Below are 12,634 nucleotides of genomic sequence, written 5' to 3'. Positions count from 1 at the left end.
TGTACTCCCCAAGGTGGAGGCCCACTTAGCCTGCGGGCTGTGACGAACGACAAGGATGAGCGCGGGACCGGCGCGGCACGCGGCTGGCGCGAGGCGACGGAGGCCGCCCTGTACGGCCCTGACGGCTTCTACCGCCGCCCTGAGGGCCCTGCCGGACACTTCCGCACCTCCGTGCACGCCTCGCCCCTCTACGCGGCCGCGGTGGCCCGCCTCCTGTGCCGTGTGGACGACGTGCTCGACCACCCGGAAGAGCTGGCCTTCGTGGACATGGGCGCGGGCCGCGGCGAGCTGACGGCGGGCGTCCTCGCCGCGCTCCCCGCCGACGTGGCGGCACGCGTGCGTGCGTACGCGGTGGAGCGCGCCCAGCGCCCTGTGGGCCTCGACCCGCGCATCACGTGGCGGGCCACACCACCCGCCGCCGTGACGGGCCTGCTCTTCGCCAACGAGTGGCTGGACAACGTCCCTGTGGACATCGCAGAAATGGCCGCCGACGGAACAGCGCGTCGCGTGCTCGTACGCGACGACGGCACCGAATCGTTGGGCGGCCCCGTCGAAGGACCGGACGCCGCGTGGCTGGCGCGCTGGTGGCCACTGGAGGCCGAGCCCGGACTGCGGGCCGAGATCGGCCGGCCCCGGGACGAGGCGTGGGCGGCGGCCGTGGCGACCCTGACGCGCGGCCTCGCGGTCGCCGTCGACTACGCGCACGGCCGGGAGAGCCGCCCGCCCTTCGGAACGCTCACGGGCTTCAGGGCGGGCCGCGAGACGGCTCCCGTGCCGGACGGCAGCTGTGACATCACCGCGCATGTGGCGCTGGACGCCTGCGCGCTGCAAGGGGCCGCGCTGCTCACCCAACGGGCGGCGCTCGGCGCGCTCGGGGTGAGCGGCGGCCGCCCCCCGCTGACCCTGGCCTCCCAGGACCCGGCGGCTTATGTACGCGCCCTCGCGCGCGCGGGACAGGCCGCCGAGCTCACGGCGCCCGGCGGGCTCGGGGACTTCGGCTGGCTGCTCCAGCCCGTCGGCGTCCCCGGGACCACCGCACTACTTGTCGATGTCGCCGACCACGAAGAAGAGTGACCCGAGGATCGCCACCATGTCCGCGACGAGCTGCCCCGGGAGCAGCTCGGCCAGCGCCTGGATGTTGTTGTACGAGGCGGAGCGCAGCTTGAGGCGGTACGGGGTCTTCTCGCCCTTGGAGACCAGGTAGTAGCCGTTGATGCCGAGGGGGTTCTCGGTCCACGCGTACGTGTGGCCCTCGGGGGCCTTGAGGACCTTCGGGAGGCGCTGGTTGATCGGTCCCTGCGGGAGTTCGGCGAACCGGTCCAGGCAGGCGTCGGCGAGGTCGAGGGCGTTGTGGGTCTGCTCCAGAAGGCACTCGAAGCGGGCCAGGCAGTCGCCCTCCTGGCGGGTGACGACCTTCAGGGTGTCCTGGAGTTCCGCGTACGCGAGGTAGGGCTCGTCGCGGCGCAGGTCGAAGTCGACGCCGGAGGCGCGGGCGATGGGACCGCTCACTCCGTAGGCGTGCACCGCCTTGGGCGAGAGCACGCCGACGCCGCGCGTGCGGCCCCGGAAGATCTCGTTGCCGAGCACCAGACGGTCGTACACGTCCATGCGCGAACGGACCGACGCGACGGCCGCCCGCGCGCGGGAGGTCCATCCGGCGGGCAGGTCCTCCTTGAGGCCGCCCACGCGGTTGAACATGTAGTGCATGCGGCCGCCGGAGATCTCCTCCATCACGTTCTGGATCTCCTCGCGCTCACGGAACGCGTGGAACACCGGGGTGATGCCGCCCAGTTCGAGGGGGTACGACCCGAGGAACATCAGGTGGTTCAGGACGCGGTTCAGCTCGGCGAGCAGGGTGCGCGTCCACACCGCGCGCTCGGGGACCTCCATGCCGAGCATCCGCTCGACGGCCAGCACCACACCTAGTTCGTTCGAGAACGCCGACAGCCAGTCGTGGCGGTTGGCCAGCATCACGATCTGCCGGTAGTCGCGCGCCTCGAAGAGCTTCTCCGCGCCGCGGTGCATGTAGCCGATGACCGGCTCCGCGTGCTGGATGCGCTCGCCGTCCAGGACGAGGCGCAGACGGAGCACGCCGTGGGTGGACGGGTGCTGGGGGCCGATGTTGAGCACCATGTCGGTGCTCTCGGCCGCGCCGCCGATGCCGAGCGTGGTCTGCGTGGTGGTCTCCGTCGTGGGACTCATGCGGACAGTCTCTCGTACGCGCCCACTCGCGTACGCGGTTGTCGGAGGTCGTACGTACGCTGGGGGCATGGAAACGGGGACGGGGACGGGGACGGCAGGGTCCGAGGAGCCGGCGGGGGCACGGGCGGAGTCGGTGTCGGCGGAGCCGGTGTGGACGGGGCTGCCACGAGGTCTGCTGAAGATGCGGCGGCTGCTGCTGGTGGTCTGGCTGGTGCCGCTCGCGACGGCCGTCGGCGTGCTGCTCGGCCTGTTCGTGGGCCCGGCCTGGGCGGCCTTCGCACTGCTGCCGCTCGCCTTCGTGGCGTGGGGCTGGCCGATGCTGGGGCGCAACTGGCGCTCGTGGCGGTACGCCGAGCGCGACGACGACCTGCTCATCAGCCGAGGTGTGCTGTGGCGCGAGGAGACCGTCGTGCCGTACGGCCGGATGCAGCTCGTCGAGGTGACGTCGGGCCCTGTGGAACGGCACTTCGGCCTGGCGAGCGTCCAGCTGCACACGGCCGCGGCGGCCACCGACGCACGCATCCCGGGCCTGCTCCCCGAAGAGGCCGAGCGACTGCGCGACCGCCTCACGGAGCTCGGCGAAGCCCGATCGGCGGGCTTGTGAGCGGGGGCGGGGCTGTGGGCGACGTACAGGGGACCATCACAGGCGAGCCCGGTCCCGTGGTGACCGAGCGGCGCCTGCATCCTGTGACGCCGCTGCGCCGCGCCTGGGCGCCGTTCGCGGTTCTGGTGGGCTGGGCCGTCCACGACCCGAACGGAACGCAACAGCGGCTGTCCGAGCTGACCGCGACGACCCTGCTTCTGGGCAGCGCCGCCGTGGTCCTCGGCGGCGCCGCATACGGCTTCCTGAGCTGGTGGTTCACCCACTTCGCGGTCACCGACACCGAACTGCGCATCCGCACCGGGCTGTTCTTCCGGCGCACCGCCCACATCCGGCTCGACCGGCTCCAGGCCGTCGACGTCACGCGGCCGCTGCTCGCCCGCATCGCGGGGGTCGCCAAACTGAAGCTGGACGTCGTCGGGGCGGAGAGGAAGGACGAGCTCGCCTACCTCGGCGAGCGCGACGCCGCCGGGCTGCGGGCCGAACTCCTCGCGCGGGCGGCCGGTTTCGCCCCCTCGGAGGCGCGCGAAGTCGGCGAGGCACCGGTCCGCGGCCTCCTGCACGTACAGCCGCGCATGCTGGCCCTCTCCCTGATGCTGACCGGCGCCCCCTGGGCGATGCTCATCGCCGCGGTCGTCGTACCGACGTTCCTGTGGTTCGCCACGCACAACGTGTGGACGGTCCTCGCCACCGGACTGCCCATGCTGGGCGGCGCGTTCGCGAGCAGCGGCGGGCGCTTCATCAAGGAGTACGACTGGACGGTCGGCGAGTCCCCGGACGGCCTGCGCATCGACCACGGGCTGCTCGACAAGGCGCACGAGACGGTGCCGCCGGGACGCGTGCAGACCGTGCACATCGTGCAGCCCCTGCTGTGGCGGCGGTACGGCTGGGTGCGGGTGGAGCTGGACGTGGCGGGCTCGTCCAACAGCGTGCTGGTGCCGGTGGCGCCGCGGGAGCACGCCGAGGCGGTGATCGGGCGGGTGCTGCCGGGCGCGCGCGTGCCGGAGCCCACCGAGCTCTCCAGGCCTCCCGCGCGCGCGGCGTGGTGCGTGCCGTTCTGGTGGAAGGGTTACGGCCTCGCGGTCACCGACGCGGTGTTCGCGGCGCGGCACGGCCTGCTCAAGCGCCGCGTCTCACTGGTGCCGCACGCCAAGGTGCAGAGCGTGCGGCTCTCGCAGGGGCCGTGGGAGCGGTACAAGGGCGTGGCGGACGTACGGGTGGACACGGGCGCCAACAAGACCGTGACGGCCCGGCTGCGCCCCTCCGCAGAGGCGGCCGAACTCCTCCAGTCCCAGGCGGACCGCTCCCGCACGGGCCGCAAGGAGGCCCGCCCGGACCGCTGGATGGCGTGACCCGCTGAGATGCGGGGCGGGTCCGGGCCCCGCCGGGGGCACGGAGAGCCGCGCCCCGCTCCGCCTCAGGCCCGCAGGGCCGTCCGCAGCCCCGCCACGTCGATCTGCTCGGTCTCGTCATGCGCCGTCAGGTCGATGACCTGGCCCACGCCCCGCGCCGCGTCCCTCTCGGGCGCGTCCTTGAACTCGGCCTCGGCCTCCGCCTTGTGGACGGCGAGGGCCTCCTCGCCCACCACGTCGGCGAGGTCCTCGTTCTGCACGGACTCCAGCGCGGCGGGGGCCGCACTCTTCGTACCGAAGAAGTCGAAGTCGCCCTGGGGCGCCACGCGGCGCGCCTGTACGGGCGGCGCGACGGCGACCGCGCGCTCGTGCCCGCCGAATCCGTCGGCCGCCCCGGACTTCCCCCGCGACTCGTCCTCCGCCTCGGGCCGCGCCGTGGGCGCCGCCTCCGGAGCCAGGCGGTCGAGCGCCGCGTTGGCCCGCAGGTAGAGCGACGGCGTCGGGCTCGCGCCCGGCCGCGTGGACTGCGCGGACGGCTTGGCGGAACCCGAAGCAGGACCAGAAGCAGACCCCGGAGCGGGATCCGAAGCAGGTCCAGAAGCAGGGCTCGGAGCGGGATCCGAAGCAGGGCTCGGAGCAGAACCCGGAGCAGAGCCAGAACCCGCAGCCGCGCCCTCCGTGCGCGCCGCCGGTACCGACGCCGCCGTCGGCACCGGCGCCCCCGCCCGCACCGCAGGCACCAGATCCGAGGCCCCCGAGCCGGACGCCGCCGCGCCAGACCCCGCGTCAGCCCCCTCACCGGACGCCGACAGCTCCCGCACCGACGAAGCCGTCTCGATGGCGAGCAGCCGCCGCCCCTCAAGGGCGCTGGCCCGCTCGGTCTCCGCGGTGGCGTACCGCCGCAGCAGCGCCGCGTGTTCGTTGCGCAGCGCGGCCAGCTCGGCGCGCTTGGCGCGCAGCTTGGTCTCCAGCTTGCCCCGCAGTTCGCGGGACTCCTCGAGGTCGGACTCGGCCTCCGCTATCCGCTCCTCGTAGCGCCACTCGTCGCTCGCTCGGGCGCGCGTGAGTTCGGCGACGCGTCTGCCGGCCGCCGTGTCCCAGCGGCGCATGACGACCGAGCCTACGACGGCAGCGGCGGCCGCGGCCGCGACGAGCCCGCGGAGCAGGACCGGTTCCGCGAACATCCAGGCGCCGCCGGCGCAGAGAACGGAGACGCCTGCGACCGTCGAGGGAGGAAGCAGCCTGTGCAGGGGTGGGGAATGGCGGTGACGTCCACGTGGCATGGCCAGAAACTTACCGCGCGTAGGCGAAGTCTGGTGCTCGCCCCGCCAAAAAGCAGGTGCCCGACCGTAACTCGCCACAACTTCCCCCCTCACCCTCCGCTTTGCTTCAGCGGTCAACTTCCGCTTCTGCCTACGAAACGCCTGACGGCTTCTTGATCAACTTCCGATCAGGCCCTTGGACTCCAGATACTCCTTCGCGACATCGGCCTCCTTCTGACGCTCCTCGTCGACCTTCCGGTTGAGTTCGATGAGGTCTTCCGTCGTGAGCGTCTTGGTCAGCTTCGCGAGCGCGGCGGCTATCTCCTTGTCGCCCGCTTCCTCGGCGTTGACCACAGGGAGGATGTTGTCCGCGTTCTGCAGCTTCTTGTCGTCCTCGAGGATCACGAGGTCGTAGTTCTTCAGTGTCGCGTCGGTCGTCGTGGTCAGCAGCATCTGATCCGTGCCGTTCTTGACGGCCTGCTTGGACTGCGTGTTGCCGACGCCCTTCGGGTCGATTCCGGCGACGTCGATGCCGTACTTCTTCTTCAGTCCCGGCGCGCAGAACGGGCGGGTCTCGCATTCGTCGCCCGCCGCGATCCTGACCTTCTCGCCCGACCGGCCGAGATCCGAGAGCGTCTTCAGCTTGTGCTTCTCGGCGTATTCCTTGGAGACCGCGAACGCGTTCTGGTCGACGGCCTCGCCCGCCGGAAGCGCCTTCAGGCCCTGCGGCTTCGCGAGCTTCTCCAGGGCGCTCACCGTGGCGTCGAGATCACTGGAGGCGACGGCTTCGGCCTTCGGGCCGTTCTTCTCCAGGTTGAGGAATTCCGCGAGCGTCGCGGCGTATTCGGGCGCGATGTCGATCGAACCCTTCTTCAGTTCGGGCTTGTAGATCTCGCGGTTCTGCACGGTCTTGACCTGCGCGTCATATCCGGCTTCCTCGAGAACGCCCACGTAGAGCTCGGCGAGGACCTTCTGCTCGGTGAACCGCGCGGAACCCACCACGAGCGAGCCCTTCTTGTCACCGCCCGCCTTGTCCGACCCCTTGTCCTTGTCCTCCAGGCTGTCCCCGCCGCACGCGGCGAGCCCCGCGGTCAGCGCCACGACGGCCGCGGCCGCCCCTGCCATCCGTCGCGCGCGACGCGTTGTGCTCTTCATCGGTGAACCACCATTTCGAAAGGGAAAGGAAAGAGGACAGGGCTCATCGGACCGCGCCGCCCGACCGCCGCATCGGATCGAAGACGCGCCCCGCCACCACCAGGACCCCCTCCACAAGGAGCGCGAGCAGCGCCACCAGGAAGGCGCCCGCGACCACTTGCGGTGTGTTCTGCAGATTGAACCCGGCGGTGATGATCCGGCCGAGCCCGCCCTCGCCCGCCATCGCGGCGAGCGTGGCCGTCGCGACGACCTGCACCCCGGCGGACCGGACACCGGTCATGACCAGCGGATACGCGAGCGGCAGCTCGACCCGTACGAACAGCTGGCCACCGCTCATGCCCATCCCGCGCGCGGCCTCCACCACCGCCCGGTCGACCTCGCGCATCCCGAGATAGGCGTTGGTCAGCAGCGGCGGCACGGCGAAGAGGACCAGCGCGATCAGCGTCGGGGCGTCGCCGTGCTCACCCAGCGGGGTGAGCGTGAGCAGGATCAGCAGAGCCAGCGTGGGAACCGCGCGCCCGACGTTGGAGATGTTGACCGCGAGCGCGCCGCCCTTGCCGATGTGGCCGAGCCAGAGCGCGAGGGGCAGCGCGATCAGGCAGGCCACGGCGAGGCAGACCCCGCTGAAGTACAGATGCTCGGCGAGACGGTGCCACACCCCCTTCTCGCCCTGCCAGTTGGCTCCCGTGGTCAGCCAGTCGTACGCACCGGTGATCGCGTTCATGCAGGTTCCGCCACCTTGGCCACGGGCGCATTGCGCGCGGCGCGGCTCGTCCGTATTCGGTGGGCCCTCGTCCAGGGCGTCAGCCACCGCTGGAGGCCGAGCAGCAGCAGGTCGGCGACGACGGCGAGGACCACGCAGAGCAGGGACGCCGTGAGCACCTGGGCCTTGAAGGTCGTGTCGAGGCCGTCGAGGATCAGTGTGCCGAGGCCGCCGTGGTCCACGATGGCGCCGACCGTCGTGAGCGCGACCGTGGAGACCGTGGTGATGCGGACACCGGCCAGCAACGCGGGCAGCGCGAGCGGCAGTTCCACCTCCCACAGCAGCCTCAGCGGGCCGTACCCCATCCCCTTGGCGGCGTCCCGCGCCTCTTCGGGGACGGCCTGGAGCCCGGCCAGGATGTTCCGCACGAGGACCGTGAGGGAGTACAGCACCAGGCCCGTGACGACCAGCGAGACCGAGAGTCCGAAGAACGGCAGGAGCAGCGAGAACATGGCGAGCGAGGGGACCGAGTACAGCACGGTCGTCACCCCGAGGATCGGCCCCGAGAGGAAGCGCCACCGCCGCGCGAGGAGCGCCAGCGGCAGGGACACGGCGAGGCCGATCGCCACCGAGACGAGTGTGATCCCGATGTGCTGAAGGGTGGCGTCGGTCAACTCCTGGCTGCGGGTGCGGAGATATTCCCCGCAGATCCAGTCGTTCGTCACCAGACAGTTCCGCTCGGCCACGCGCTCGCACCTCCCCCGAATCCCCGGACGTATGCCGCACACACGTCCCCCCGTGTCTGGCGACCCTAACGCGCGGCACTGACAATCGCCGAGAGTCGTTGTACGGCCGCAACACGGCCGTCACGCACAGCCCGCCGCCGCCCGCCACAATGGGGAAACATGATCCGGTTCGAGCACGTCACCAAGCGATACGCGGACGGCACCACGGCCGTCGACGATCTGTCCTTCGAGGTCGCCGAGGGCGAACTGGTCACGCTCGTCGGCCCGTCTGGCTGCGGCAAGACGACCACGATGAAGATGGTGAACCGGCTCATCGAGCCGAGCGAGGGCCGGATATTCGTCGACGGCGACGACATATCCGCCCTCGATCCCGTGCGGTTGAGGCGCCGCATCGGCTATGTCATCCAGCAGGTCGGCCTCTTCCCGCACAAGACGGTCCTGGAGAACACAGCGACCGTCCCGCACCTCCTCGGCGTCAAGCGCGGCAAGGCCCGCGAGCGCGCCGCCGAACTCCTCGACCTGGTCGGCCTCGACCCCGCCGTCTTCGGTGGCCGCTACCCCGAGCAGCTCTCCGGCGGCCAGCGTCAGCGCGTCGGCGTGGCCCGCGCCCTGGCGGCCGATCCGCCGGTGCTCTTGATGGACGAGCCGTTCGGCGCGGTCGACCCCGTGGTGCGCGAGCACCTCCAGAACGAGTTCCTGCGCCTCCAGCAGTCCGTGCGCAAGACCGTGCTCTTCGTCACGCACGACATCGAGGAGGCGGTCCGCCTCGGCGACCGCATCGCCGTCTACGGCGAGGGCCGCATCGAGCAGTTCGACACTCCTTCGACGGTCCTCGGCGCCCCCGCGAACGCGTACGTGGCCGACTTCGTCGGCGCGGACCGCGGCCTGAAGCGGCTCTCGGTGACACCGATCGAGGAGGGCGACCTGGAGCAGCCGCCCGTGGTGCATCTCGACGACACGCTGCCCAGGGAACTCGACGCCCGCTGGGCCGTCGTCCTGGACGGCGACAACAACCTGCACGGCTGGCTCTCCGCCGAGCACGCGCGCGTGGGCGGCGGCACGGTCCGCGAACACGCCCGCCGCATGGAGGCCTGGCTGCCCGTGGGCGCGAGCCTGAAGCAGGCGTTCGCGACGATGCTCCAGCACGACGCGGGCTGGATCGCGGTCATCGACAAGGACAGCGAGGGCCGCTTCCTGGGCGTGCTCACACCGGCCCGGCTGCACGAGGCGCTGCGCCGCTCGACGGCGGCGGACGCGCGGGACATCGCGCGCGCGGAGGTCGAGCTGGAGACGGTCGCGGCGACAAGCATCGGCTGAGCCGCCACCATCGGCGGTGCCGGGGGCGTCAGTTGGCGTTCAGTCGCCCGCTCATCCACTGCAGAGTGGCGGGGATCTCCCTGCGCCACGTGTTGAAGTTGTGCCCGCCGCTTTCGAGCGTGATCGACGACACGCGCGTGGGCGCCTTCACCTTGTCGATGAACTTCAGGGTGTCCTGGTAGTTGTCCTCGCCCTTCTTGCTGCTGGTCACCAGGAGGGACGTCTTGGGCGCCGGCATGTGGTCGAGGTACCACATCAGGTCGGCTTGGCGCTCCAGCTCCTTGTCGCCGTGGAACAGGTCACCGGTGGTGACGTCGATGGGCGCCTTGTAGTACGCCGAAAGGCCCGCGGCCGCGCCGTACTTGCCGGGGTGGTGCATGGCGAGCTTCAGGGCGCAGTAGCCGCCCGTGGAGTCGCCGATGACGCCCCAGTTCTGCGCCTTGGTGCCCACCCTGTAGTGCTGCGACAGCGCGCCGGGCAGGTCCTTGGCGAAGAACGTCTCGGTCTGCGGGCCATCGGGGATGTCCACGCACTCCGTGTCACGCGGCGGCGCCACGGTCGGCCGCATCATGACCAGGATCATCGGCTGCATCTTGCCTTCGCCGGCCAGCTTGTGGGCGGTCTGCGGGTAGTGCAGCCCTTTGATGAGCGCCTCCGCGGTGCCCGGGTAGCCGGTGAGGACCACGGCCGCGGGGAACGTGCGGTTCTTGTACAGCGGCTGGAAGTACTCGGGCGGCAGGTAGACGTAGGCGGGACTGCCTATCCTCGACTTCCTGCCGCCGACCTCGATCTTCTGGATCTGGCCTCCGATGGCGGGCCGGCCGCCACCGGGCACGTTCACGGTCTTGGTGTCGACGACCTTTACGGGCCCTGATCCTCCTTTGGCCGGATCGTGGTCCACCACGATCCCCGGACTCGTCTCCTGGCCGAAGAGGTCGGCCCACGTGGCGTAGAAGCCGAAGGCCTGGTTGGCCGCGAGGCCCACCGCCGCGAAGACCGCGACCTGGGTGGCGAGCAGCAGCCCGACGCGGCCCGTGACGGCCTTCCAGGTCCGGCGGGCGAGCCGTGGCCAGAGCCAGATGGTGCCGAAGAAGAGCAGTACGGCCAGCAAGACCGCAAGGGCGAGGACCTTGTTGCTCGTGAGACCCATGGGGTGTTCCTGCCTGCGCTTTCTACTGCCGTTGCTGCCCCGGGTTCGCCGTGGCGTCTCTTACCGATGCGCCGGGTCTGCCTCGGCGTCTACTACCATTGTCCCGGGCCTGTGCGGCGCGACCGGACCGGGCCGAGGCCCTGCCGGCACGTGCCGAAGGCCTTGCCCCAGCTTTTCAGCGGTTTCCGGTCGGGAATGAACCCGTTTCCCTGAAGGACCGTCCTAGAGGGCGCAATAGTGCCGGATGCCGTTTTGGTACCGGATTCAAGCTCTCTCGCAGAACTACGGGATGCGATGTCTGTCAGGATAGATGGGGAAATGTCGGGTGGGGTTCCGGGCGGTGACGACCGCCACCGCGACGGCCGCTTCCACCGGATACTGCGCGGCCCGCGCCCCGAGGCCGTGCCGACCCTCGTCGCCAGAGCCTGCATGCTCGTAGGTCTGCTGAACGTCGCGGCGGGTGTCTTCCCCCGCTTCCGGCACAGCCGCATGCACGCCATCGCCGAGGTCCTCCCCGGCGCGCTCGGGCCCTTCGCCGCCGCGCTGGCGCTCAGCTCCGGCATTCTGCTGCTCCTGCTCGCGCACGGTCTGCGGCGCCACAAGCGGCGGGCCTGGCGGGCCGCCGTGGTGCTGCTTCCCGCGGGTGCTGTGGCGCAGTTCACATACCGCCACTCCGTGATCGGCATCCTGATCTCGCTGGCGCTGCTCGCGCTGCTACTGCGGCATCGCAACGAGTTCACGGCCCTGCCCGACCCGCGCAGCCGCTGGCGCGCCCTGGCCAACTTCGTCCTGCTGGGTGCCGGATCGATTCTGCTGGGCCTGGTGATCGTCAGCGTGCACCCCGGCAAGGTCATCGGGGACCCCAGCATCACGGAGCGCCTGGAGCACGTCCTCTACGGACTCTTCGGCTTCGAAGGCCCGGTCGGCTACTACGGCAGCACGTCCTGGACCGTCGGCTTCTCCCTCGGCGCCCTCGGCATGCTCACCGCCCTCACCACCATCTACCTCGCCTTCCGCCCGGAGCACCCGGCCGCGCGCCTCACCGAGGACGACGAGACGAAGCTGCGCGCCCTGCTCGACAAGCACGGCGCCCGCGACTCGCTCGGCCACTTCGCGCTCCGCCGCGACAAGGCCGTCGTCTTCTCCCCCAGCGGCAAGGCCGCCGTCACCTACCGCGTCGTCTCCGGAGTGATGCTCGCCAGCGGCGACCCGATCGGCGACGTCGAGGCCTGGCCCGGCGCCATCGAGCGCTTCATGGACGAGGCGAAGGCCCACTCCTGGACGCCCGCCGTCATGGGCTGCTCCGAGACGGGCGGCGAGGTCTGGACCCGCGAGACCGGACTCGACGCCCTCGAACTGGGTGACGAGGCGGTGGTGGACGTCGCGGATTTCTCCCTGTCCGGGCGTGCGATGCGCAACGTACGTCAGATGGTCAAGCGGATCGAGCGCAATGGCTACGAGACGCGCGTACGGCGCATCCGTGACCTCGGCGAGCAGGAGCTCGCCAAGATCCAGCGCGCCGCCGACGACTGGCGCGGCACCGACACCGAACGCGGCTTCTCCATGGCGCTCGGCCGCATCGGCGACCCGAACGACGGCGACTGCCTGATCGCCACCGCCCACAAGGCGGACGAGGAGCCGGGCCCCTACGGCGACCTGAAGGCCGTCCTCCACTTCGTCCCGTGGGGCAAGGACGGCGTCTCCCTGGACCTCATGCGCCGCGACCGCTCGGCCGACCCCGGCATGAACGAACTGCTCATCGTGGCCGCCCTCCAGGCCGCCCCGAAGCTCGGCATCGCGCGCGTGTCCCTCAACTTCGCCATGTTCCGCGCGGCCCTCGCGCGCGGCGAGAAGATCGGCGCGGGCCCGGTCCTGCGCGCCTGGCGGGGCCTGCTCGTCTTCCTCTCCCGCTGGTTCCAGATCGAGTCCCTGTACAAGTTCAACGCGAAGTTCCGCCCCCGCTGGGAGCCCCGCTTCGTCGTCTACCGCTCCAGCAAGGACCTGCCCCGCATCGGCTTCGCCGCCATGCAGGCCGAGGGCTTCGTGACCCTCGCGCTGCCCCGCTTCCTGCGCAGGGGCACCCCGCAGCGCCGCCCCTGCCCGCACCGGGCCGCCGAGCGCGAGGTCCAGGCGGCGTAATCGCGTG

At 71.1% G+C, this 12,634-nt stretch carries 11 protein-coding genes; 5 read left to right on the top strand and 6 right to left on the bottom strand.

The features are described from left to right. Nucleotides 1-39: 39 nt before the first annotated feature. Nucleotides 40-1,074 (top strand): SAM-dependent methyltransferase, encoded by a 1,035-nt coding sequence (locus ACWDVB_RS16285; protein WP_451515269.1) that lies wholly within the window; start codon nucleotides 40-42, stop codon nucleotides 1,072-1,074. Here the strand turns inward: ACWDVB_RS16285 and ACWDVB_RS16280 are convergent. Then, a complete protein-coding gene (locus tag ACWDVB_RS16280; RefSeq protein WP_451515270.1) occupies nucleotides 1,039-2,202 on the bottom strand; it encodes an NADH-quinone oxidoreductase subunit D in 1,164 nt (387 codons plus the stop codon). The genes ACWDVB_RS16285 and ACWDVB_RS16280 overlap by 36 nt on opposite strands. 67 nt (nucleotides 2,203-2,269) lie before the next feature. Here ACWDVB_RS16280 and ACWDVB_RS16275 point away from each other — a divergent pair, with 67 nt between their 5' ends. Together ACWDVB_RS16275 and ACWDVB_RS16270 are read left to right on the top strand one after the other, a co-directional pair. Next, nucleotides 2,270-2,806: a PH domain-containing protein gene (locus ACWDVB_RS16275; protein WP_451515271.1), complete on the top strand. Its 537-nt coding sequence runs from the start codon at nucleotides 2,270-2,272 to the stop codon at nucleotides 2,804-2,806. A gap of 14 nt (nucleotides 2,807-2,820) precedes the next feature. Continuing rightward, the gene (locus ACWDVB_RS16270; RefSeq protein ID WP_451515272.1) at nucleotides 2,821-4,155 is read left to right on the top strand and encodes a PH domain-containing protein; all 1,335 of its coding nucleotides are present in this window, start codon (nucleotides 2,821-2,823) and stop codon (nucleotides 4,153-4,155) included. Nucleotides 4,156-4,220: 65 nt separating this feature from the next. Here the strand turns inward: ACWDVB_RS16270 and ACWDVB_RS16265 are convergent, their stop codons facing one another. From ACWDVB_RS16265 to ACWDVB_RS16250, 4 genes are all read right to left on the bottom strand, one after another. Beyond that, nucleotides 4,221-5,339, bottom strand: a complete 1,119-nt coding sequence (locus tag ACWDVB_RS16265; RefSeq protein WP_451515273.1) for a hypothetical protein — start codon at nucleotides 5,337-5,339, stop codon at nucleotides 4,221-4,223. A gap of 255 nt (nucleotides 5,340-5,594) precedes the next feature. Next, nucleotides 5,595-6,572: an ABC transporter substrate-binding protein gene (locus ACWDVB_RS16260; protein WP_451515274.1), complete on the bottom strand. Its 978-nt coding sequence runs from the start codon at nucleotides 6,570-6,572 to the stop codon at nucleotides 5,595-5,597. 43 nt (nucleotides 6,573-6,615) lie between these two features. Further along, nucleotides 6,616-7,296, bottom strand: a complete 681-nt coding sequence (locus tag ACWDVB_RS16255) for an ABC transporter permease (protein WP_451515275.1) — start codon at nucleotides 7,294-7,296, stop codon at nucleotides 6,616-6,618. Further along, nucleotides 7,293-8,021 carry an ABC transporter permease gene (locus tag ACWDVB_RS16250; protein WP_451515276.1) on the bottom strand — a complete coding sequence of 243 codons (729 nt, stop codon included), beginning with the start codon at nucleotides 8,019-8,021 and terminating at the stop codon, nucleotides 7,293-7,295. Before ACWDVB_RS16250 ends, ACWDVB_RS16255 begins: the two co-directional genes overlap by 4 nt. A gap of 159 nt (nucleotides 8,022-8,180) precedes the next feature. Here ACWDVB_RS16250 and ACWDVB_RS16245 point away from each other — a divergent pair, with 159 nt between their 5' ends. Further along, nucleotides 8,181-9,338, top strand: coding sequence for an ABC transporter ATP-binding protein (locus ACWDVB_RS16245; protein ID WP_451515277.1), 1,158 nt, complete (start codon nucleotides 8,181-8,183; stop codon nucleotides 9,336-9,338). A 28-nt stretch (nucleotides 9,339-9,366) separates the two neighbouring features. On the opposite strand, the gene ACWDVB_RS16240 is transcribed toward ACWDVB_RS16245, so the two are convergent. After that, a complete protein-coding gene (locus ACWDVB_RS16240) occupies nucleotides 9,367-10,488 on the bottom strand; it encodes an alpha/beta hydrolase (protein ID WP_451515278.1) in 1,122 nt (373 codons plus the stop codon). A gap of 318 nt (nucleotides 10,489-10,806) precedes the next feature. Between ACWDVB_RS16240 and ACWDVB_RS16235 the strand changes: the two genes are divergently transcribed. Beyond that, the gene (locus ACWDVB_RS16235) at nucleotides 10,807-12,627 is read left to right on the top strand and encodes a phosphatidylglycerol lysyltransferase domain-containing protein (RefSeq protein ID WP_451515279.1); all 1,821 of its coding nucleotides are present in this window, start codon (nucleotides 10,807-10,809) and stop codon (nucleotides 12,625-12,627) included. The last annotated feature ends 7 nt before the right edge of the window (nucleotides 12,628-12,634 follow it).

Source organism: Streptomyces sp. NPDC003379 (genome assembly GCF_053589195.1).
The sequence above is the reverse complement of the archived record's forward strand: the minus strand, read 5'-3'. Positions and strand labels throughout refer to the sequence as shown.